Raw genomic sequence first — 21,445 nt, 5'->3', positions numbered from 1 at the left:
AAATCTTTAGTTGACTAAAGCGCAGAATCTATGGTAACTTTAATTATCTACTACATTAGCAAACTAAAGGATTTTTGGAGGGACTCATCAATGAATGCTGTTGTTGTCGCAGTATTGCTCATGCTCGTCTTAAGCCTGCTGCGTGTCAATATTATTATAGCTTTAATGATCGGCGCGCTTGCCGGCGGGCTGACCGGCGGCTTAGGCCTCGGAGAGACGGTGAAGGCTTTTACGGACGGTCTCGGCGGAAATGCCACCGTCGCGGTCAGCTACGCGCTGCTCGGAGCATTTGCCGCGGCGCTGACAAAAACGGGGCTTCCCGATGCAATGGTGGAAGCGTCTGTCAAACTAATCGGAAAAAAGGAAGATTCGCGGAAAAAAGCACTGTCAAAAGTATTAATCGTACTGATTATTTTAATCATATCCTGTTTCTCGCAAAACGTGGTGCCCGTTCATATTGCGTTTATTCCTGTATTGATTCCGCCGCTTTTAAAAATATTTAATGAACTTGAAATAGACCGCAGGCTGATCGCGTGTGTGATGACATTCGGACTGACTGCGCCGTATATCGTTCTGCCTGTCGGATTCGGACAGATTTTCCAGGGGATGCTGAGAGATAATATGGCGTCAGCCGGTTTAAAGGTGCCGCTCAGTGATATCCCGTATGCTTTAATCATCCCGACGGCCGGGATGGCGGTCGGTTTAATTTTAGCCGTCATCGTCTTCCGGAAACCGAAGAAATATGAGACGAAGGAGATTGCCGGACTATCGTCTTCTCCTTATACGAAAAAAAGCATTGCCATCGCCTTGATCTCCATTGCCGTGTCGCTTGCCGTTCAGCTCTATCTGTCACAAGTGCTCGGAGTGGAAGGTATGATCATGGGCGCGCTTGCCGGCTTGTTTACGCTGTTTATCAGCGGAGTCATGAAGCGCAATGAAGCGGATAAGCTGATCACGGACGGCATGATTCTGATGGCTTTTATCGGGTTTGTCATGCTTGTTGCAGCCGGTTTTTCAAATGTATTGAATAAAACGGGCGATGTGGCTTCCTTGGTCAAAGCATCAACAGGCTTTATCGGCCACAGCCAATCATTAGGCGCGCTCCTGATGCTGGTGGTCGGTTTATTAATCACGATGGGAATCGGATCATCATTTGCAACCGTACCCGTCATTACGACCATATTTGTCCCGCTGTGCGCTCAGCTCGGATTCAGCCCGATGGCGACGATCGCCGTAATCGGAGCGGCCGCCGCGGTTGGTGATGCGGGTTCTCCTGCAAGTGACAGTACGCTCGGGCCGACGTCAGGCCTCAGCGCCGACGGACAGCACCACCACATTTGGGATACGTGCGTACCGACATTTATTTTCTATAACATTCCGCTTGTGATATTCGGCTGGATTGCCGCGCTTGTCCTGTAAAAAAAGGCTCCCGGAAAGGGGAGCCTTTTTGTATGCTGAGAACATCTTACGCCGGATTTCTGCTGAACCCCGTCGCTTTATGAATAGACCTGTATACGGCAGGCGCGATTGATGCCAATAACAGTGCTAAAACGATATCTTTTATGAAAAACCATATCATGTAAAACCAGGCCATTCCGTAGCTGATCGGAGCATGAAGCCATAATTTCAGCGCAATATACGTATAGGTCGTGCCAATGATATAAATGACGGCGGTACCGATCAAAGAGGCCCATGCATAATGCAGGCGGCCGGGTTTTTTTGTTTTTTCCAGCAGCCATCCGGCTGCAAATGCCGCCGGGATGTAAGCGAGAATAAATCCGCCGCTCTTTCCGATAAACGGCGCAAAGCCTGCTGAGAATTGGGCGAAAACAGGCGCCCCCGCGAGTCCGGCCAATGCGTATACCGTCATTGCAATGGCTGCCCGTCTGGCGCCGAGAAGCATCGCGGCTAACAGACAAAAGAAAGGCTGCAGCGATAACGGAATTCCCGCAACTTGCAAAAAAGGAGCCATTGATGTAATGTTGGCGCCGACGGCCATCAGTGCGGCAAACATGCCGATAAGCGCCATATCGCCCGCACGAAGGTTGCGTTGTTTCATTTGTTTTTCCCCCTTACACTTGTACCAGATTAGCGTAATCGAAGGGTGATTGATTGTCAACAAAGATTTAATGCAGGTTTACTAAATGGAGGGAGCCATATGTTTTTCGGGAAAACGAAACAAACAAAACAGTCGGAACGGATTCCGCCAAATCAAAATGTCACAACAAAGTTTCCCGTGCTTCACGCCGGAAATGTTCCTTATTATGAAGATATGTCAAAATGGAATCTGCAAGTGTACGGGCTTGTTGACCGTCCTATGCTGTTAAGCTTTGAAGATATCAAAGCCTTTCCTGAAGCCGAAGTGAAAAATGATATTCATTGCGTCACGGGCTGGTCCCGTCTTGATAATATCTGGAAGGGAATACGCGCTAAAGACATCGCTGAGAAAGCGGGCGTGCACAAAGAAGCGGGGTTCGTCATTCTGCACGCTGAAGAGGGCTGGACGGCCAACCTGCCGCTTTCTGATTTTACGCGGGAAACATCCCTGCTGGCATATGCGCATAACGGCGAGCCGTTAACGCCAGAGCACGGCTATCCGCTCAGAGGCGTTTTCCCCCATCTTTATTTTTGGAAAAGCGCAAAATGGCTGCGCGGCATTCAGTTTACAAAGGAAAACCACCCCGGCTTTTGGGAGAAAAACGGCTACCATATGAGGGGAGATCCATGGAAGAATGAGCGCTTTACATGGGATTAAGCCTCCTATCACGATATAGTTCTTAGGTACCTTATTGAAATAAGGTGCTTTTTTTATATCAAAAATCCATTGACTTTGTTTGGCAAAAAACCTATTATTTGAGGTGTCTTTTGATATTGAAAATCATTATCAATAAGCATAAATAAAGCAATTGCCGCAAAGGGGATGAACACATAATGGACGGAAAACAAATAAAGCGGGGTTTCGCACCGGCCGGCCGATACGCGGTTCCGGGCACAGAAGTAAGAGAAATGCGCTCAAAAGGAGGCCGTGCGTATCGTATCTTTGTCTCTTTTCCTCAGGAAGAACCGCCTGCATCCGGCTTCCCCGTCATATACCTGCTCGATGCGAATTCCGTATTCGGCACAATGGCCGAAGCTTTGCGGGTGCAAAGCCGACGGCCTGAAAAAACAGGCGTTGTTCCGGCGGTGATTGTCGGAATCGGCTACCCGACAGATCAGCCGTTTTCCGCCGAACGTCACAGTGATTTTACGATGCCGCTTTCTGAATCAGAACTGCCGGTGCATCCGCGCGGCGCGGCATGGCCCGAACAGGGAGGGGCGGAAGCATTTCTGGAGTTTATAGAAGAAGAAGTAAAGCCCGTGATGGAGCGGGATTATCCGATCGACAGAGGCAGGCAGACGATTTTCGGCCATTCGCTGGGCGGTCTTTTTGTGCTGCAAGTGCTTTTGACGAGGCCGGACATGTTTCAGACCTATGTTGCCGGGAGTCCGTCAATTCACTGGAACAAGCGTTTTATTCAGGAAAAAGCGGAACGTTTGTCAGACCGGCTCTCTGCGGAAAATCTTCAAGTCAGCGTATTGCTGGCTGCGGGAGAAATTGAAAAAACACATAAAAGCAGAATCCCGCAGCACGCAGAGGCGCTGTACTCTTTATTATCCGGGTTTGAAGATGATGGAGTCCGTGCTGAATACAGCGAGTTTGAAGGAGAGGGCCATATTTCTGTCCTGCCCGTTTTAATCAGCAGGGCACTGCGTTTCTGCCTGAATCCGGGAGGACCGCATACCCCGTATTCTCCCGCATGAGAAAAAACAGGCCCTTCGAACTAAATGCGGCTGATTCTAATTTTCTAATTGACTGCGTGTTTTGATTTGGATATGATTGTCTTGAATCATAGTTGATAATGATAATCATTATCAATATAGAAAGGGAATGATAATATGGACGCATTGGGAATGAAAGGGAAAACGGCCGTTGTCACCGGTGCCGCTCAAGGCATCGGAGAAGCAACAGCGCTTGCCCTTGCTGAACAAGGCGTAAATGTGGCAGCTATAGATACAAATGAAGACCTGCTTCTCGGGCTTACTGACAGACTCCGGCAAAAAGGCGTGCAGGCGCAGGGGTTTGCCGCAGATGTATCTGACAGTGCGGCTGTCAATGATATCATCGCCGCCGTTGAACGCGACATGGGGCCTATTGAAATATTGGCGAACGTTGCGGGCGTGCTGCGGCCGGGTCCGGTGCAATCCCTCAGTGATGAAGATTGGGATCAAACATTTTCAGTTAATTCGACCGGCGTATTTCATGTGTCGCGGGCTGTAAGCCGGTACATGATTGAGCGGAAAAAGGGTGCCATCGTTACGGTCGGTTCGAATGCAGCCGGCGTTCCGCGTGCTTCCATGGCGGCTTATGCGGCGTCAAAAGCGGCTGCCGTCATGTTTACGAAATGCCTCGGACTGGAGCTTGCGGCCCATCATATCCGCTGCAACATCGTATCTCCGGGTTCAACGGAAACCGACATGCAGCGGGCGCTGTGGCAGGACGAGAACGGAGCCCGGGACGTCATCAGAGGTTCGCTTGATACATATAAAACGGGAATTCCGCTTCAAAAGCTGGCGAAGCCTTCTGATATTGCAAATGCCGTTTTGTTTCTGGCTTCTGAACAGGCAAACCATATTACGATGCATGATTTATGCGTTGATGGCGGCGCTACTTTAGGCGTTTGATGTAACGAGAAGGAGGGACAAACATGACAAATCAACATTTATTGGCGGAAGTGTCTGCAAAAGAGGTGCTGGATGCTTACAAGCCCGGGGCGTTCTTTTTAGCTTCCCCGAAAAGTACGATGCTTGCGGAAGGAATGTTTGCGGAAGTGCCTGATACAGACGCGGAAAATCAGCTGGATTCACTGCCTGAACGCGTGAGACAGACGCTTCTTGAGGCAAAGCAAGCCGGCATCAAACATCCGATTGCGGCCGGCGCCATTCCTTTTGACGGCAGAAAAGCTTCCCGGCTTTTTGTACCGAAGAATGTCCATACGGCAGGCCCGCTTTCGTTTGCGGAATCTTCCGCAGAAAAGCCGCAATCCAATACATATGACATCCGTCCCGTTCCGGAGCCTGAGGGCTTTATGAGCGGTGTGGAACAAGGCGTATTCAACATTACGGACGGTCCGCTCAGCAAAATCGTGCTGTCAAGGACGCTTCATCTGACCGCTGAAAAGAATATCGACATTCCACAGGCCGTCAAGCATTTGGCGCAGCACAACCCTCGCGGCTATACATTCGCTGCGGATGTGACGGGAACGTCAGAAACAAGAAAAACGCTTTTCGGCGCAAGTCCTGAACTGCTGCTGTCCAAAAACGGAACATCGATTCTGTCTAATCCGCTGGCAGGTTCCAGACCTCGCAGCACAGATCCCGCCGAGGACCAGAGAAGAGCGGAAGAACTGCTGCAATCAGCAAAAGATCTGCATGAACATGCCGTAGTCGTGGCCGCCGTGGCCGCCGCCCTTAAACCGTTCTGCCGTGTGCTTGATGTGCCGGAAAAACCGTCACTCATTAAAACTGAGGCGATGTGGCACCTGTCCACCGAGGTGAAGGGAGAGCTGCGTGATCCGTCAACGACATCACTTGAGCTGGCCATCGCCCTGCATCCGACGCCCGCGGTATGCGGAACACCGACAGATGCGGCGAGAGAAGCGATTCAGGATATTGAGCCGTTTGACCGCAATTTCTACACGGGAATGGCGGGCTGGTGTGACGCTGAGGGTGACGGAGAATGGATTATCGCACTCCGCTGCGCCGAAGCGGAAACAAGGTCTCTCCGGCTCTTTGCGGGTGCCGGGATTGTCGCCGGATCAAAGCCGCAGGATGAACTGGACGAGACCTCGGCCAAATTCCGCACCATGCTCCGGGCGATGGGGCTTTACCAAGATGAGTTGTAAAAAAGGAGGGAACGGATCGTGCTGACTGGATTTACGCCATGGCCGGAAGAATGGGCTGACAAATACCGAAAAGACGGCTGCTGGAAGGGTGAGACGTTCGGAGGAATGCTGAAAGAGCGCGCGGCTTTATACGGAAATCAAACTGCCGTGACGTGTAAAGATGTACATTGGAGCTACAAAGAATTAGATGAAAGGGCCGATCGTTTAGCGGCGGGACTGCATAAGCTCGGAATTCAAAAGGAAGACCGCGTTGTCGTTCAGCTGCCGAATATCGCTGAGTTTTTTGAAGTGATTTTCGCGCTGTTCCGGCTCGGAGCACTGCCCGTTTTCGCACTGCCTTCTCATAGAAGCAGTGAGATTACGTATTTCTGCGAGTTTGCAGAGGCGAAAGCATACATCATTCCTGATATGCATTCAGGTTTTGATTACAGAGCGCTTGCCAGACAGGTGAAAGACAAACTTCCGGATTTGGCGCATGTCATTGTGGCCGGCGCAGCTGAAGAGTTTCAAGAACTGAGCAGCCTGCATAGAGAGCCGGTTCAGCTGGAAGATATAAGCCCGGCGGAAGTCGCCTTTTTACAGCTTTCAGGAGGCAGTACGGGGCTGTCCAAGCTGATTCCGCGAACACACGACGATTACATATACAGTTTGCGCATCAGCGCGGAAATATGCGGCTTGGATCAACACAGCGTTTATTTGGCCGCTCTGCCGACAGCGCATAATTATCCGCTCAGCTCGCCGGGTGTGCTGGGAACTTTATATGCCGGAGGCCGGGTTGTTCTGTCACCGACGCCGAGCCCGGATGACTGCTTCCCGTTAATTGAAAAAGAACGTGTCACGATTACAGCGCTCGTCCCGCCGCTTGCGATGGTGTGGATGGACGCATCCGGTTCGCGAAGTGATGATTTATCAAGCCTTCAAGTGCTGCAGGTGGGAGGCGCCAAATTCAGCGCTGAGGCGGCCCGCCGCGTGAAGAGCGCTTTCGGATGCACCCTTCAGCAGGTTTTCGGAATGGCGGAAGGATTGGTGAATTATACGAGACTGGATGATCCTGAAGAGATCATTGTCAATACGCAAGGCAGACCGATGTCACCTTTTGATGAGGTAAGGGTTTTAGACGATGACGGGCGGGATGTCGCCCCCGGTGAAGCGGGACATTTGTTTACACGCGGCCCTTACACGATTCGCGGATATTATAAAGCGCCTGAACATAATGAAAGATCATTCACAGCCGACGGATTTTATCAGACCGGCGATATCGTCAAACTGACGGCGGACGGCTATATCATCGTCGAAGGACGTGCGAAAGATCAAATCAATCGGGGCGGTGAAAAAATAGCGGCTGAGGAGGTGGAAAATCACCTTCTTGCGCATCCTGCCGTTCATGATGCGGCCATGGTTTCAATGCCGGATGATTTTCTCGGGGAGCGATCCTGTGTGTTCGTCATCCCGAAAGGAGAAGCGCCGAAACCGGGAGAGCTGAAAGCATTTTTACGTGAGCGCGGATTGGCGGCATATAAAATCCCCGACCGGATTGAATTTATCGCTTCTTTCCCGAAAACCGGCGTCGGCAAGGTCAGTAAAAAGGATCTTCGCGAAACGATCGCCCAAAAAGTAAAGCCGGCTGAAATCAAACAATCTTAAAAAAAGGAAGTGTTTACATTGGCTATACCGTCTATTCCCGCATATGCGCTGCCGACAGCGTCAGATATGCCTGAAAATAAAGTATCGTGGACGCTGAATCCGAAACGCGCGGTGCTTCTGATCCATGACATGCAGAATTATTTCGTCGATGCTTTTGCGAAAGGTGAAGCTCCGATCACGGAGGCGGCTGAGAATATCAAAAAAATAAAAGAGCAATGCAAAGCACTCGGCATTCCGGTGGTGTATACCGCGCAGCCGGGCAGCCAAGACCCGGCGGACCGCGCGCTGCTGACGGATTTTTGGGGGCCGGGGCTAAAAAGCGGGCCTTATGAAGAAAAGGTCATTCCGGAGCTTGCCCCGGATGATCAGGACATTGTCCTCACAAAGTGGAGATACAGCGCGTTTAAACGGACGAATCTCCTTGAGATCATGCGTGAAAGCGGCAGAGACCAGCTCATGATTACGGGAATTTATGCACACATCGGCTGCCTCGTCACAGCATGTGAAGCATTTATGGATGATATCCAAAGCTTCTTTATCGGAGACGCCGTTGCTGATTTTTCTTCAGAAAAACATAAGATGGCCATCGAATATGCGTCTCAGCGCTGCGCTTACACGGCTTTGACAAACGAAGTGCTGGAGCTGCTGGGCGGCGCGCCGGTTTCTGAAGGAGAAGAGAAGACTTCCGCCGTATTGACAAAAGACCGGGTGCGGGAACAAATTGCGGCGATTCTTCAAGAATCACCGTCTGATATTCCGGATCATGAAGACCTGCTGGACAGAGGTCTTGACTCCGTCAGAATCATGAGCCTTGTCGAACAATGGCGCCGTGACGGAGCTGAAGTGACGTTTGTGGAACTGGCGGAGAACCCGACGCTGGAAGAGTGGTGGAGACTTCTTTCTTCCCGATCTCAAAAAGTCTTGCCGAACGCAGATTATTTATAAAGGGAGAGAATAGAATGCATGATACACAACAGCTGCCTCTGACAGGCGCACAGGCCGGTATCTGGTTTGCGCAGCAGCTTGATCCTGATAATCCGATTTACAATACAGGCGAGTACGTTGAGATAAACGGCGCGATCGATGTGAACATATTTAAAACCGCTCTCGAACGCGTGCTGACGGAAGCCGCGTCATTACACGCCCGCTTCGAAGAGGGAGCAGACGGGCCGAAGCAGATCATCAATCCTCCATTTGAGGCTGCGATCGATGTCATAGATGTGAGTTCAGAAGCTGATCCGAAGCAGGCCGCACTCAGACTCATGCAGACAGATTTGGCTGAGCCCGTCGATATGGCGGCCGGGCCTTTGTTCCGCGACATTTTATTTCAGGCGGGACCGGAACGCTTTTTCTGGTATCAGCGCATTCACCACATTGCGATAGACGGCTACGGTTTTTCACTGCTGGCACGGCGTACGGCGCAAGTGTACACCGCAATACGGGAGGGACGTCCGGATAATGGGCGCTCCTTCGGTTCTTTGGAGGAGCTGGTAAAAGAAGATCAAGAGTACCGCGCGTCTGATCAATTCCTGAAAGATCGGGAATTTTGGATGGAGAAATTTGCGGATGAACCTGATGTCGTCAGTTTGGCGGAAAGAGCGCCGAGAACGTCAACACGTTTTCGGAGAAGCACGGCTTATCTTTCTGAAACGGCTTTACAGCATGTAAAAGCGATTCCGAACTGGCATGAAGCCGTCACGGCCGCAGCGGCGGTATATGTCCATCGGATGACAAACGCAGGGGATATCGTGATCGGCTTACCGATGATGGGGCGGATCGGCTCGATTTCACTGAATATTCCGAGTATGGTCATGAATCTTCTGCCTTTACGGCTTTCTCTTCGCCCGGATATGAATTTTCATGAGGCCGTCAGCCAAGTGGCAAAAGAAATCCGAAACATTCGGCGCCATCAGAAATACCGCCATGAAGATATGCGCCGCGACCTTAAATTGCTCGGAGAAAATCGCAGGCTGTTCGGCCCGCAAGTCAATGTGATGCCGTTTGATTACGCGCTTGATTTCGCCGGAGCGCCGGGCACCGTTCATAATTTATCAGCCGGGCCCGTTGATGATTTGTCAATTAACGTTTACGACAGAGCGGACGGAAGCGGAATGCGTGTGGACTTTGATGCGAATCCGGAAGTGTACAGCGCCGAAGATATTGAAAACCATCAAAAACGATTCCTGCTTCTGTTGGAATCCGCTGTGAAAGACCAGACACAAAAAATCGGCACACTCAACCTTCTGCTTGAAAGTGAACGTCTCCGCGTACTGGAAAGCTGGAATGACACGCGCAAGGCCGAGAAGCAGAAAAGTCTGCCGGAGCTGTTTTCCGAACAGGCCGTAAAAACACCGGACCGGCCGGCAATCATCACCGAAAACGAAGAGCTCAGCTATGCCGAATTGAACAAGCGCGCGAACCAGCTTGCCGGCATGCTAAAGGAAAAGGGGCTCGGACCGGAACAATTTGCCGCTTTGCTGCTTCCGCGGTCACAGGAGTTGGCCGTGAGCATGCTGGCCGTTTTGAAAACGGGAGCCGCATACCTGCCGCTTGATCCTGATTTTCCTTCTGAGCGGATCACATACATGCTCAAAGATGCACAGCCTGCATGCCTGATTACAACGATGGAATTATCCGGCCGCATGCCGGAAGACAGTGATGCAAAAAGGATCATTCTCGATGACCCGGATACGGTAAAAACCGTTGCCGCTCAAAATGCTGACTGTCCCGCTCAGGCGGAATGTTCGCCTTTGCACCCCGCTTATATCATTTATACATCGGGCTCAACGGGCAAACCGAAAGGCGTAGTCGTCACATTAAAAAGCGTAAGCAATTTCCTCTTATCCATGCGGGAAATGTTTACGATCGGCGAACAAGACCGCCTGCTTGCCGTTACGACTGCGGCGTTTGATATTTCCGGACTTGAGCTCTTCCTTCCGCTCATCAGCGGGGCGGGGTGCGTCATCGCACGTAAAGAGACGATTCAGGAACCGCGGGCGCTTGCGCACATGATTCACTCATACGGTATTTCAATCATGCAGGCAACGCCGACATTGTGGCATTCATTAGTCACCAATGAACCGGATTCTCTCCGGGCGCTGCAGGTGCTTGTCGGAGGTGAGGCGCTTCCGAACGCGCTTATGCATGCTCTGCTTGAATCAGGCTGTACGGTGACGAATCTGTACGGGCCGACTGAAACAACAATCTGGTCGGCCGCACAGCCGCTTGCAAAAGGCCATACAGGGGCGCCTCCGATCGGAAAGCCGATTTGGAACACGCGGGTATATGTGCTGGACGCCGCATTGCAGCCCGTCCCGCCGGGAATCGCGGGCGAGCTTTATATCGCGGGGGAGGGGCTTGCCAGAGGTTATTATAACCGTCCTGATTTAACAGCGGAAAGATTCATTGCCGATCCGTACGGGCCCGCGGGCGCGAGGATGTACCGGACGGGAGATCTCGTGCGCTGGCGTGAGGACGGCTCGCTTGATTATATCAGCAGAGCCGATCACCAAATTAAAATCCGCGGGTTCCGGATAGAATTAGGAGAAATTGAGTCAGTGCTGTCGAAATATCCGGGTATTTCGCAGGCCGCCGTCATTGTCCGTGAAGACCAGCCCGGAGATAAGCGGCTGGCGGCTTACGCTGTCGCGGATCAGCCCCTTGATATCGGCAGACTTCGTGAATATATGGGCGAAAGCCTGCCGGATTATATGGTGCCGGGCGCGTTTGTACAGCTGGAAGAATTGCCGCTGACACCGAATAAGAAGCTCGATCGCAGCGCTCTGCCTGCACCTGATTTTTCCGCTGTCCTGTCTGACAGAGGGCCGCGGACGCCGCAGGAAGAAATATTATGCGATCTGTTTGCCGAGGTTCTCGGTCTCGCGCGGGTCGGAATTGATGACGGGTTCTTTGAATTGGGCGGACATTCGCTCTTAGCCGGACGCTTGATGAGCCGGGTCCGGGAGACGATGGGCGCAGAGCTTGGCATCGGCCGTCTGTTTGATACGCCGACCGTTGCCGGGCTCGCCGCACAGCTTGACACCGCCAAGAGTGCGCGGCCTAAGCTCAAGCCGTTTGACCGGCCGGAGCACATCCCGCTGTCATTTGCGCAGCTGCGTCTATGGTTTCTCTACTGTCTTGAAGGGCCAAGCCCGACTTACAACATTCCGGTGATTGTCCGCATGTCAGGCAAGCTTGACCAATCAGCGCTGAAACACGCCTTTTACGATGTTGTCAGCCGTCATGAAAGCCTGCGCACCGTTTTTCCGGAAAATAAGGGATCATCTCATCAGCTCATTTTATCTGCTGAAGGAGCCCGCCCTGTGTTTACAGTGACACGTGCAGACAAAAACGAGCTCCAAGACATGCTTGCCGCTGCGGCACGATATCGGTTTGATCTCGCTAAAGAGCCGGCCGTCCGGGCCGAGCTGTTTGATCATGGTGACGGCGAGTATACGCTGATGGTTCTCCTGCATCACATCGCAGGTGACGGCTGGTCCTTGAATCCACTCATGCGTGACTTATCCATAGCCTATATCGCCCGGCAAACAGGTGAAAAAGCAGAATGGGCGCCGCTGGCGATTCAATATGCGGATTATGCGCTTTGGCAGCAGCAGCTTTTAGGCAGCGCGTCTGATTCTGAGAGCTTAATTGCGCGCCAGCTGGATTTCTGGAAGAAAACGCTTGAAAATGTACCGGATCAGCTGGAGCTGCCGTCTGATTTTCCGCGTCCTGCTGAATCAAGCTACAGGGGCGGCGTCATTCCGGTCAACATCGGCCAAGAGCTTCATGCCCGTCTTCTCTCACTTGCCAGAAATCAGCGCGTAAGCCTGTTTATGGTGCTCCAATCAGGGCTTTCCGCGTTACTGACCCGGCTCGGTGCAGGGACCGATATTCCGATCGGCAGTCCGATAGCCGGCCGCAGTGATGACGCATTGGGAGACCTTGTGGGTATGTTCATTAATACACTCGTACTGAGAACCGATACCTCTGGCGATCCGAGCTTTTGTGAGCTCCTTGAAAGGGTCAGGGGAATGAATCTCGCAGCATATGAACATCAGGACGTGCCGTTTGAACGTCTCGTGGAAGAATTGAATCCGGTTCGTTCCCGATCAAGACATCCGCTGTTCCAAGTGATGCTCGCATTCCAAAATACGCCTGATCCTGTACTCAGTCTTCCTGATATGGAAACAAGCCTGCAAATCAGCAGTGTCGGATCGTCCAAATTTGATTTGACGCTGGAATTGGCTGAACAGCGCCATGACGACGGCACGCCTGCCGGTATTGAAGGTCTGCTGGAATTCAGTACGGACTTATTCAGAAAAGAAACGGCTGAAGCACTTGCCGGACGCCTGCTTCTTCTGCTCGAAGATGCCGCATCACATCCGGATAAACCGATCGGAAGCTTAACCATTCTTTCTGATGAAGAGCGCCGGAAGCTTTTGCCGGTTAAACGGGCAAAACAGCATATTCAGCCTCGGCAGACACTGCCTGAATTGTTTGAAATACAGGCCGCCGCAAAAGCGGATGAAACGGCGGCAGTATTTGAAAAGAGCGGACTCAGTTATAAAGAGCTGAATGAAAGAGCCAATCAGCTCGCGCACATGATGATTGCCCGCGGCGTCGGCCCGGAGCAGTTTGTCGCACTGGCGCTGCCGCGTTCTTTAGATATGATTGTCGGGCTGTTAGCCGTCCTGAAGACGGGGGCAGCGTATTTGCCGCTTGATCCTGATTATCCCGCGGACCGCATTGCTTTTATGTTACATGATGCCAAGCCTGTATTTATGCTCACCAACCGTGAAGGCGCAAGTAAGCTCTCTATCGAAAGCGGCATGCCGGCCTTCATCTTGGATGATCCGCAGAACAAGGAAACACTTCGGCAATATGCCGTCACGAACCCTGAGAATGCCGACCGTATTCGTCCGCTGTCACCGCTTCACCCGGCCTATGTCATTTACACGTCGGGATCAACAGGTGTGCCGAAAGGTGTCATCATTCCGCACAGCAATGTTATCAGGCTGTTTGAGTCGACGCGGCATTGGTATCACTTTCATTCTGATGATGTATGGACGATGTTTCACTCCTACGCTTTCGATTTCTCTGTCTGGGAAATGTGGGGGCCGTTGCTTCACGGCGGACGTCTCGTCGTCGTGCCGCATGACATCAGCAGATCGCCGAAAGCGTTTTTACATCTCCTCGTGAAAGAGCGGGTGACCGTGCTTAACCAAACGCCGTCAGCGTTTTACCAGCTGATGCATGCGGAAAAAGAACACAAAGAGCTGGGGCGTCAGCTCGCACTCAGATATATCATCTTCGGCGGCGAGGCGCTTGAGCTGAGCCGGCTTGAGGATTGGTACAGCCGCCACGCGGACAATCAGCCGGTGCTCGTGAATATGTACGGCATTACGGAAACGACGGTGCACGTCAGTTACCTTGAATTAGACAAAAACATTGCCGAACTGAGAGCAAACAGCCTCATCGGCTGCGGCATTCCTGATCTGAACGTATATGTGCTTGATGATCGGCTGGAGCCTGTGCCCCCGGGCATCACGGGCGAAATGTATGTGGCCGGAGGAGGCGTGGCACGCGGCTACTTAGGGCGGCAAAGCCTGACCGCCGAACGCTTTGTGGCTGATCCGTACGGCCCGCCGGGAACGAGAATGTACCGGACGGGGGATTTAGCCCGTCTGCGGACGGACGGTTCTCTTGATTACATGGGCAGGGCGGACCACCAGATTAAAATCCGCGGCTTCCGGATTGAATTGGGAGAAATCGAAGCGGTTCTCGTCAAACATCCGGATGTCGAGGATGCTGCCGTAGTCGTCCGTGAAGACCGGCCGGGAGATAAACGGCTGGCCGCCTACCTTGTCCGATCTGCCGGCAGCACCTTGGATACGGGGGACATGCGCCGGTTTACCGAAGAAAGCCTGCCGGATTACATGGTTCCGTCAGCTTTTGTCAAAATGAATGAACTGCCGCTGACACTGAATGGAAAGCTTGACCGAAAAGCGCTCCCTGCGCCTGACTTCCAAACGGAGGTCACCGGCCGGGGACCGAGAACGCCGCAGGAAGAAATGCTGTGTGAGCTGTTCGCAGAGGTGCTTCACCTGCCGCGTGTCGGTATTGATGACAGATTCTTTGATTTAGGCGGCCATTCTTTGCTTGCGGTTCATTTAATGAGCCGTATTCGGGAAGCGATGGGAGCCGAGCTGAGTATCGGAACATTATTTGAAGCTCCTACGGTGGCAAGCCTTGCTGAAAGACTTGAGTCAGGAACGGGCACAAGCGCGCTTGATGTTCTTCTTCCGCTCAGAACGGCAGGAGAAGAAACACCGTTGTTCTGTGTCCATCCGGCCGGCGGTCTCAGCTGGTGTTATGCCGGGCTGATGTCTTCTTTAGAGGCTGATTATCCGATATACGGCTTACAGGCGAGAGGCATCGGAAAAAAAGAACCGCTTCCGCAAAGCTTAGATGACATGGCGGCGGATTATATTGAAAAAATCCGCACCGTGCAGCCGAAAGGGCCGTACCGTCTGCTCGGCTGGTCTCTCGGAGGGAATGTCATTCAGGCCATGGCGACACAATTACAGAGCCGGGGGGAAGAGGTTTCGCTTTTGGTGATGCTTGACGCGTATCCGAATCATTTTCTGCCGATAAAAAATGCGCCTGATGACGAGGAAGCCGTTATTGCGCTGCTTGCCCTGGGAGGGTACGACCCGGACAGCCTCGGGGATCAGCCGCTTGATTTTGACACCGCGCTGACCATTCTCCGCCGTGAGGGAAGCGCATTAGCCAGTCTGGACGAGTCAGTGATGATGAATCTGAAAGACACGTACGTTAATTCTGTCGAGCTGTTAGGAACATACAAGCCGAAGCCGTTCCACGGAGATGTGCTGTTCTTCAGATCCACGATTATTCCGGAGTGGTTTGACCCGATTGAGCCGGATACTTGGAAACCGTATATTACGGGGAAAATCGAGCGGTATGACTTAGACTGCCGCCATAAAGATATGTGCCAGCCGGGCCCGCTTGCCGACATCGGCGCGATTCTGGCAGAGAAATTAAACGGACGGCGTACAGTCCGGTAGAGAAAGGAAAGAGATGATATGACAAATCCATTTGAACAGGAAGACGGCTCATACCATGTGCTCGTCAATGCTGAAGGCCAGTACTCACTGTGGCCGGCCTATCTGGATGTGCCGGACGGCTGGGAAACCCGCCTCACGAATGAAACCCGCCCCGTTTGTCTCGAATATATTGAAACAAACTGGCGTGATATGAGGCCGGAAAGCCTGAAACAGGCCGAAGCCGCTAAAATGTAATAAGAAAAGCCTGCCGTTATTTCGGCAGGCTTTTTATGCGGACATCAGCCGTTAAGCTGTGTATGATCACAAAATGTATAAGGGTGGCCTTCTTCATTCGTGCACCATGACTGAGACAGAAAAGCCAAAAAGACCGCGGCCCACTGGTCTGCAAACTGGATTAAAATACCGCCGTCGTGCCACGTTCCGTTATCCTTCTTCCAGCGTGTATCAATTGGGTTTCCCTGATTCATATGAATATTATGCATGCCGTTTGTCGGCTTGAACCCGAAAATCTTATCAGCGCCCGGCTCCGGCCCGAATTTAGAGCCGTAAATATAGACGGTGGCTTTTTCTGATTTGGCTTTTTGCATGTACGTCTCAATAAAGTCATTTAAGTCATTATCCGGACCGGTGACTTCATGCGGGAGGGGCACCATGTTCCGGGGATCAAACAATCCGCCGCGGACATAATCCAGCGCCAGCTCACGGCTGGTTTCATCAATTGGGGTATATCCATACGGAATGTTGGGCAGCAGGGTGATCGCGCTTTCGTCAAAATGATCGCGTGCCGCATACAGAACCTCTGATTCTTTTGAACTTGACATGACATTGATCGCACAGCGATAGCGCGTATCAGGCTCGCCTAGCACCTCGACTTGAAAATGCGGAGAATCATCATCTGTTTCCCTTTTCATATCTGACACAGTGCCTTTTAATACACCATAGTGCTGAACAGCCATATGAATCCTCCTTTTTCTTCCGGGATATGAATTGATATTCGAGACAGGGGGCCGTTTTTCCTTTTATGAGAAAGAAAAAAGGACAGCCCGCTGATCAGGCTGTCCTCTTCAATATCTATTAAGCTTTTGCAGCCGAACCTTGCATTGCTTTTTCAGCAGGCACGTAGTCATAGCCTAAGTCTTTGGCTACCGCTTCATACGTGACATGTCCATTAGCCGTATTTAAGCCCGCTTTAAGCGCAGGGCTGTCTGCAATGGCTTGTGCCGCGCCTTTATTGGCGATTTGAAGCGCGTAAGGAACGGTTACATTCGTTAATGCGAGCGTAGACGTACGCGGTACGGCGCCCGGCATATTGGCGACAGCGTAGTGAACGACGCCGTGTTTTTCGTAAGTTGGATTATCGTGGGTTGTAATATGATCAACGGTTTCCACAATGCCGCCCTGATCGATGGCAACATCAACAATGACGGAACCCGGTTTCATTTGTTTAACCATTTCTTCCGTAACGAGAGTCGGCGCTTTGGCTCCCGGGATGAGCACGGCGCAGATCAGAAGATCCGCTTCCGCGACGGAATCTGCAATATTTACAGGGTTTGACATCAATGTTTTAATCTGATGCCCGAAAATATCATCAAGCTGACGCAGTCGGTCTGCGTTCAAATCGATCATTGTCACATCGGCACCGAGTCCGACAGCCATTTTCGCGGCATTTGTTCCGACGCCGCCTCCTCCGATGATTGTGACTTTTCCGCGGGATACACCCGGTACGCCGGCTAATAAAATTCCTTTTCCGCCCTTTGGTTTTTCAAGAAACTGAGCCCCGATTTGAGCGGCCATTCTGCCGGCCACTTCGGACATCGGCGTAAGCAGCGGAAGGGAACGTCCGTCCGTTACCGTTTCGTACGCGATAGCTGTCACGCCTTTTTCTGTAAGCGCTTTAGCTAATTCCGGCTCTGCAGCTAAATGAAGGTAAGTGAATAAGACCAGACCTTGACGGAAATACGCATATTCTTCAGCCAGCGGTTCTTTTACCTTCATGACCATTTCCGCATCCCATACTTGCTTTCTGTCCTCCAGAATTTCCGCTCCTGCTGATACGTAATCTTCATTTGTAAAGCCGCTTCCGAGTCCCGCTCCGGATTCCACAAGAACCCGATGGCCGTTTCCGATAAGCTGTGAAACGCCTCCAGGTGTTAATGCCACTCGATTTTCATTGTTTTTGATTTCCTTTGGAACCCCGATAATCATGTCTGTTTCCCCCAATGTTTGTGTGATGCTTCAAGTGTAGCGCGATTTTTGCGAAAATTCTTTGTTTGAAACAGAAAATAAAAAAACACGGATTTGTGAAATTTCACGAACCCATGCTGCGAAGTTTGATATCAAGGTAAATCGTAAACTTTTCATTCACATTTTTTAAGTCGATTTCTGCGATCTGGCTGATTCTTTTCAGCCTGTAATTCAATGTATTGACATGGATGTTAAGCGCTTTAGCGGCAGTGTTGACGTTGCTGTCGGCATCAATAAAATGTTCGAGCGTTTTTACCATATCGGCTTGGTGCTCCCTGTCATACTGCTCAAGCTTTGAGAGGGAATAGTTCATATAGCCGCTGTGCTTGCGTTTTTCATCCAACACATCCAGGTACTGATAAATGCCGAGTTCCGAAAAGCTGAAAAGGTGTTTGGTTTCTCTCACAAACCGCTCTTTCGCTTTTAATACGGAAAGCGCTTCCTGATAGGAGCGGTAAACATAAGAAATCGATTCGTAAATACCGCCGACCGCAATCGACGCATCCTCAATTTTATATCGTTCCTTCAGCTGTTTTTGAATATGAAGGGCGAAGTGCTTTAAATCTTTAAAAGGCTGATCGGTTTTCGGCGCGGCTAATAAGATTAATTCATTTGAATCAACAGTCGCCAGCATGACATGAATCTGCTGTGTCGTTTCCTGCAAATATTGCAGCTGCTGTTCCGTCTTTTCAGTCAGCTCATCATGTAAACGGATGATCATGACGCTGAACACGGACGGCAGCGCCATCCCGAGCTTATGAAACCCTTCGGCCATTTCGGCTTCCTGATAAATATGGCCGGTCAGCATTTTCCAAAAAAACTCCTGGCCCCGCTCTTCGATTTTCGTTTTGCGGATCTGCAGGTGCAAAAGTTTGTTCCGCACCGCTTTGGCTGCCAGCTGAAGTGTCTTCAGATCCTCGTCATTGAGCTTTTTTTTGATCTCAAGCGCCCAAATAAATCCGAGAACCTGACTGTTTTTCCAGATGGAAATCGCCACGCGGTTGCTCAGGCCCACCTCGTCAATTTCTTTCACTTTGATCGGCTGGTCCGTTTTTAAAAGGGCCGGAATGGTTCCGTCTTTCCACAGTTTGTTGATGACTTTTTCCGGCACCCTCCGCCCGATAATCGTCGACGTCCGGGCCGGATCTGTACAATCGCTGTGCGTGCTGTATGCAAGCAGTTTATGATTAACGTCTTCTATTGTAATGGGGCATTGAAGAACTTCACTGATATGGTCGGCAACATCTTCAAGCCTGTCGAAACTGTACTTAAATGGATCCTTTGGATTGGTCATCTGTATCCCTACTTTTTCATAGCTTCATATCTTGATCTTACCATCTTGCTTTTCAGACTGAAAGGCATCTTTGCAGGGAAATGGACTAGGACAATAAGATCATTCGATGAAATCGAAAACAATAAGAAAATCATACTATTATATTTACAAAATGTGTAAATGTGCCGAAAAATCGAATATATCATAAGACTCATTTTGTAAAATTAAAACAGATTTGTTTGACTGTGCCGAATGGTTGTTTTTATAATAATGACGTTCAAAAAATAAGTGAATTAGCCCATATTTAGGCTGATGACACAGGAGGGTATAAGGAATATGTCTGGATTAATTCGTGTCACACCCGAAGAGCTAAGAGCGATGGCTAAGCAATATGGCGTTGAAAGTCAGGAAGTCATGAATCAGGTTGACCGCCTGAACCGCATGATTTCTGATTTGAAAGGCATGTGGGAAGGTGCTTCAAGTGAAGCATTTGCGGATCAATATGAGCAGCTGAAACCTTCATTTATTAAAATGTCTGAATTGCTGCAAGATGTGAATCATCAGCTCGATCAAACGGCAAATACGCTTGAGTCTACTGACCAAGATATCGCTAACCAAATTCGCGGATAATAAGATGAATGAAGAAACGGAGCGCCTGATTCAATCAAGAAGACGGCGCTCTTTCTATGTAAGGGTGATATGAATATGTATATCGATATTACAATAGATTTAACACATTATAACGGCAGCGTCTTCGATCTCAGATTGTCAGATTACCATTCTGTGAAAAAAGTCATTGATATTGCCCGGCAGGCTCAGCATGTATCCGTTCCGCCGCGTGAAGGCTATTGGATCAGAGTGGTCAATAAAGAAACGGTTTTTTCCGGAGAACAAAAACTATCTGACTGCGGCATTACGAACGGAGACCGCCTTGAAATTTTATGAAAGGACATGGTGGAATGACAGGTCATAACAGATCTTATTTAGAAACAGAATTAGACGCCGTCCGGGAAGAAACCGAATCAGGCTTCACGTTCACCTTCCAGCGGGAAAAAATCAAGCTTCTTGACGGGCTGGAAGCAAACGTGATTAAAGATGCTGATCCTTTTTTTCAAAAAGAGGTCTCAGTTTCAGAAGACGAAGTAACCATCACAATCAAACCTCCTTCTTCTTATCAGGCTTTCCGCTATATAAAAGGAAAAGATAAAAAAAGCAGGTGGCAATTTGCCTACCGTCTCGTCCAAGCCGTGAAACAGCATAAGCTGAAACGTCTCAATCTGATTGCCGCCCCTGAAAATATCGTGTTTGATAAAGCGCTGACGCCTTACTTTCTTCATTACGGCGTAAAGGAGAGCCTTCCGCCTTATGAGGAAGATAGAGAAAGGGTGTTAAAAGAGCTCAAAGCCTGTGCGGCGCTTGCAGCTGACGGGGCGTACACCTTCGATGAATATTTGAAGTACAAGGAGACGCTTCACTTCTCTCCTGAGGTGAAAAGCGTGCTAGAGGCGGAGACGATTGAAGAACTGGAAGAAACCATTCAAATCGCAATTGATTCCCTCGAAGAAAGGGACAAGACATACATAAAACTGCCGAAAAAGAAATGGAAAATCCAAAGATACGCCGGTCTGGCGATTGCCGTCCTCCTTGTGCCGACACTTCTTTACTCCTTATACGTTCTGTTTTTCGCCCAGCCGAAGCAAGAGGCAATTACAGAAAGCAACCGCTATTTTTTAAATCAGCAGTACAGCAAAGTCATTGACACACTCGCTAAATACGATGCGGAAAGCCTCCCGGAATCTGTGCAGTATGAGCTTGCTTCCTCTTATGTGGCAGTTGAAAATCTGAGGGAAGAGCAACGGAAAAACATCGGGAATCTGGTCACGCTGCAATCAGACCCGAAGCATTTCCTTTATTGGATTGATATCGGCAGAGGGGAAAATGAAGAAGCCATCAAAATCGGCCGCAATCTTGAGTACAACCCGTACATCTGGCTCGGACTTACAAAATATAAACAGCAATTATTAGCGGATGACAGTATGAAAGACGACGAAAAGCAGAAAGAACTGGACGCCGTGGAAAGCGAGCTTGCGAAGGCGAAAAAAGAGGCGGAGGAACAGCATAAAGAAGCGAAGGAAAACGGTGACACCGCCGAAGCTTCCGCCGGACAGGATGAAAGCAAACAAGACAAAGCGAAAGATAACAAAGAGAACGACAAGAAAGATGAGAAAAAAGATGAAAAAAAATAACAGCACACA

At 50.4% G+C, this 21,445-nt stretch carries 16 protein-coding genes; 12 read left to right on the top strand and 4 right to left on the bottom strand.

Annotation, left to right across the window (positions count from 1 at the left end; all coding sequences use genetic code 11):
• Nucleotides 1-90 precede the first annotated feature (90 nt).
• Nucleotides 91-1,419 carry a Na+/H+ antiporter NhaC family protein gene (locus NYE50_RS17035; RefSeq protein WP_007613482.1) on the top strand — a complete coding sequence of 443 codons (1,329 nt, stop codon included), beginning with the start codon at nucleotides 91-93 and terminating at the stop codon, nucleotides 1,417-1,419.
• A 46-nt stretch (nucleotides 1,420-1,465) separates the two neighbouring features.
• Here NYE50_RS17035 and NYE50_RS17030 read toward each other — a convergent pair whose 3' ends face one another.
• Nucleotides 1,466-2,059 carry a biotin transporter BioY gene (locus NYE50_RS17030; RefSeq protein ID WP_007408702.1) on the bottom strand — a complete coding sequence of 198 codons (594 nt, stop codon included), beginning with the start codon at nucleotides 2,057-2,059 and terminating at the stop codon, nucleotides 1,466-1,468.
• 99 nt (nucleotides 2,060-2,158) lie between these two features.
• Between NYE50_RS17030 and NYE50_RS17025 the strand changes: the two genes are divergently transcribed.
• From NYE50_RS17025 to NYE50_RS16990, 8 genes are all read left to right on the top strand, one after another.
• Nucleotides 2,159-2,755 (top strand): sulfite oxidase-like oxidoreductase, encoded by a 597-nt coding sequence (locus NYE50_RS17025; protein WP_029973805.1) that lies wholly within the window; start codon nucleotides 2,159-2,161, stop codon nucleotides 2,753-2,755.
• A gap of 176 nt (nucleotides 2,756-2,931) precedes the next feature.
• On the top strand, nucleotides 2,932-3,801 hold the full coding sequence (locus NYE50_RS17020) for an alpha/beta hydrolase (protein WP_159354536.1): 870 nt from the start codon (nucleotides 2,932-2,934) through the stop codon (nucleotides 3,799-3,801).
• A gap of 135 nt (nucleotides 3,802-3,936) precedes the next feature.
• On the top strand, nucleotides 3,937-4,722 hold the full coding sequence (locus tag NYE50_RS17015; RefSeq protein ID WP_032867155.1) for a 2,3-dihydro-2,3-dihydroxybenzoate dehydrogenase: 786 nt from the start codon (nucleotides 3,937-3,939) through the stop codon (nucleotides 4,720-4,722).
• A gap of 23 nt (nucleotides 4,723-4,745) precedes the next feature.
• Nucleotides 4,746-5,942, top strand: coding sequence for an isochorismate synthase DhbC (dhbC, locus tag NYE50_RS17010; protein ID WP_033574907.1), 1,197 nt, complete (start codon nucleotides 4,746-4,748; stop codon nucleotides 5,940-5,942).
• Between the two features lie 18 nt (nucleotides 5,943-5,960).
• Nucleotides 5,961-7,586, top strand: a complete 1,626-nt coding sequence (locus tag NYE50_RS17005; RefSeq protein WP_224988000.1) for a (2,3-dihydroxybenzoyl)adenylate synthase — start codon at nucleotides 5,961-5,963, stop codon at nucleotides 7,584-7,586.
• Between the two features lie 18 nt (nucleotides 7,587-7,604).
• Nucleotides 7,605-8,531: an isochorismatase gene (locus tag NYE50_RS17000; RefSeq protein WP_033574909.1), complete on the top strand. Its 927-nt coding sequence runs from the start codon at nucleotides 7,605-7,607 to the stop codon at nucleotides 8,529-8,531.
• Between the two features lie 14 nt (nucleotides 8,532-8,545).
• The gene (locus NYE50_RS16995; protein ID WP_224987999.1) at nucleotides 8,546-15,673 is read left to right on the top strand and encodes an amino acid adenylation domain-containing protein; all 7,128 of its coding nucleotides are present in this window, start codon (nucleotides 8,546-8,548) and stop codon (nucleotides 15,671-15,673) included.
• Between the two features lie 18 nt (nucleotides 15,674-15,691).
• Nucleotides 15,692-15,907: an MbtH family protein gene (locus NYE50_RS16990; RefSeq protein WP_224987998.1), complete on the top strand. Its 216-nt coding sequence runs from the start codon at nucleotides 15,692-15,694 to the stop codon at nucleotides 15,905-15,907.
• Between the two features lie 44 nt (nucleotides 15,908-15,951).
• Here NYE50_RS16990 and NYE50_RS16985 read toward each other — a convergent pair whose 3' ends face one another.
• The 3 genes from NYE50_RS16985 to NYE50_RS16975 all read right to left on the bottom strand — a co-directional run bounded on the left by NYE50_RS16985 (nucleotide 15,952) and on the right by NYE50_RS16975 (nucleotide 19,211).
• Nucleotides 15,952-16,629, bottom strand: a complete 678-nt coding sequence (locus tag NYE50_RS16985) for a YukJ family protein (protein ID WP_095060619.1) — start codon at nucleotides 16,627-16,629, stop codon at nucleotides 15,952-15,954.
• A 118-nt stretch (nucleotides 16,630-16,747) separates the two neighbouring features.
• Complete coding sequence (ald, locus tag NYE50_RS16980; RefSeq protein ID WP_003152011.1) at nucleotides 16,748-17,878, bottom strand: alanine dehydrogenase; 1,131 nt, start codon at nucleotides 17,876-17,878, stop codon at nucleotides 16,748-16,750.
• 103 nt (nucleotides 17,879-17,981) lie between these two features.
• A complete protein-coding gene (locus tag NYE50_RS16975) occupies nucleotides 17,982-19,211 on the bottom strand; it encodes a PucR family transcriptional regulator (protein ID WP_014418775.1) in 1,230 nt (409 codons plus the stop codon).
• A gap of 315 nt (nucleotides 19,212-19,526) precedes the next feature.
• On the opposite strand from NYE50_RS16975, the gene NYE50_RS16970 reads away from it, so the two are divergent.
• The 3 genes from NYE50_RS16970 (at nucleotide 19,527) to essB (ending at nucleotide 21,436) form a co-directional block, all read left to right on the top strand.
• On the top strand, nucleotides 19,527-19,820 hold the full coding sequence (locus tag NYE50_RS16970) for a WXG100 family type VII secretion target (RefSeq protein ID WP_003152013.1): 294 nt from the start codon (nucleotides 19,527-19,529) through the stop codon (nucleotides 19,818-19,820).
• 75 nt (nucleotides 19,821-19,895) lie between these two features.
• Complete coding sequence (locus NYE50_RS16965; RefSeq protein ID WP_003152015.1) at nucleotides 19,896-20,135, top strand: EsaB/YukD family protein; 240 nt, start codon at nucleotides 19,896-19,898, stop codon at nucleotides 20,133-20,135.
• A 14-nt stretch (nucleotides 20,136-20,149) separates the two neighbouring features.
• Nucleotides 20,150-21,436, top strand: a complete 1,287-nt coding sequence (essB, locus tag NYE50_RS16960) for a type VII secretion protein EssB (RefSeq protein WP_159354534.1) — start codon at nucleotides 20,150-20,152, stop codon at nucleotides 21,434-21,436.
• Nucleotides 21,437-21,445 lie beyond the last annotated feature (9 nt).

The sequence above is a fragment of the Bacillus sp. EU55 genome (genome assembly GCF_038005925.1).
GTDB classification, from domain to species: Bacteria; Bacillota; Bacilli; order Bacillales; family Bacillaceae; genus Bacillus; species Bacillus velezensis.
Note: the sequence above shows the minus strand (reverse complement) of the source record. Positions and strands in the feature narration are given on the sequence as shown.

What these genes read in the sequence shown, in the direction of transcription:
- NYE50_RS17035 (WP_007613482.1), top strand. Translation starts at nt 91, where the DNA reads ATGAATGCTGTTGTTGTCGCAGTATTGCTCATGCTCGTCTTAAGCCTG.
- NYE50_RS17030 (WP_007408702.1), bottom strand. Translation starts at nt 2,059, where the DNA reads ATGAAACAACGCAACCTTCGTGCGGGCGATATGGCGCTTATCGGCATG.
- NYE50_RS17025 (WP_029973805.1), top strand. Translation starts at nt 2,159, where the DNA reads ATGTTTTTCGGGAAAACGAAACAAACAAAACAGTCGGAACGGATTCCG.
- NYE50_RS17020 (WP_159354536.1), top strand. Translation starts at nt 2,932, where the DNA reads ATGGACGGAAAACAAATAAAGCGGGGTTTCGCACCGGCCGGCCGATAC.
- NYE50_RS17015 (WP_032867155.1), top strand. Translation starts at nt 3,937, where the DNA reads ATGGACGCATTGGGAATGAAAGGGAAAACGGCCGTTGTCACCGGTGCC.
- dhbC (WP_033574907.1), top strand. Translation starts at nt 4,746, where the DNA reads ATGACAAATCAACATTTATTGGCGGAAGTGTCTGCAAAAGAGGTGCTG.
- NYE50_RS16995 (WP_224987999.1), top strand. Translation starts at nt 8,546, where the DNA reads ATGCATGATACACAACAGCTGCCTCTGACAGGCGCACAGGCCGGTATC.
- NYE50_RS16990 (WP_224987998.1), top strand. Translation starts at nt 15,692, where the DNA reads ATGACAAATCCATTTGAACAGGAAGACGGCTCATACCATGTGCTCGTC.
- NYE50_RS16985 (WP_095060619.1), bottom strand. Translation starts at nt 16,629, where the DNA reads ATGGCTGTTCAGCACTATGGTGTATTAAAAGGCACTGTGTCAGATATG.
- ald (WP_003152011.1), bottom strand. Translation starts at nt 17,878, where the DNA reads ATGATTATCGGGGTTCCAAAGGAAATCAAAAACAATGAAAATCGAGTG.
- NYE50_RS16975 (WP_014418775.1), bottom strand. Translation starts at nt 19,211, where the DNA reads ATGACCAATCCAAAGGATCCATTTAAGTACAGTTTCGACAGGCTTGAA.
- NYE50_RS16970 (WP_003152013.1), top strand. Translation starts at nt 19,527, where the DNA reads ATGTCTGGATTAATTCGTGTCACACCCGAAGAGCTAAGAGCGATGGCT.
- NYE50_RS16965 (WP_003152015.1), top strand. Translation starts at nt 19,896, where the DNA reads ATGTATATCGATATTACAATAGATTTAACACATTATAACGGCAGCGTC.
- essB (WP_159354534.1), top strand. Translation starts at nt 20,150, where the DNA reads ATGACAGGTCATAACAGATCTTATTTAGAAACAGAATTAGACGCCGTC.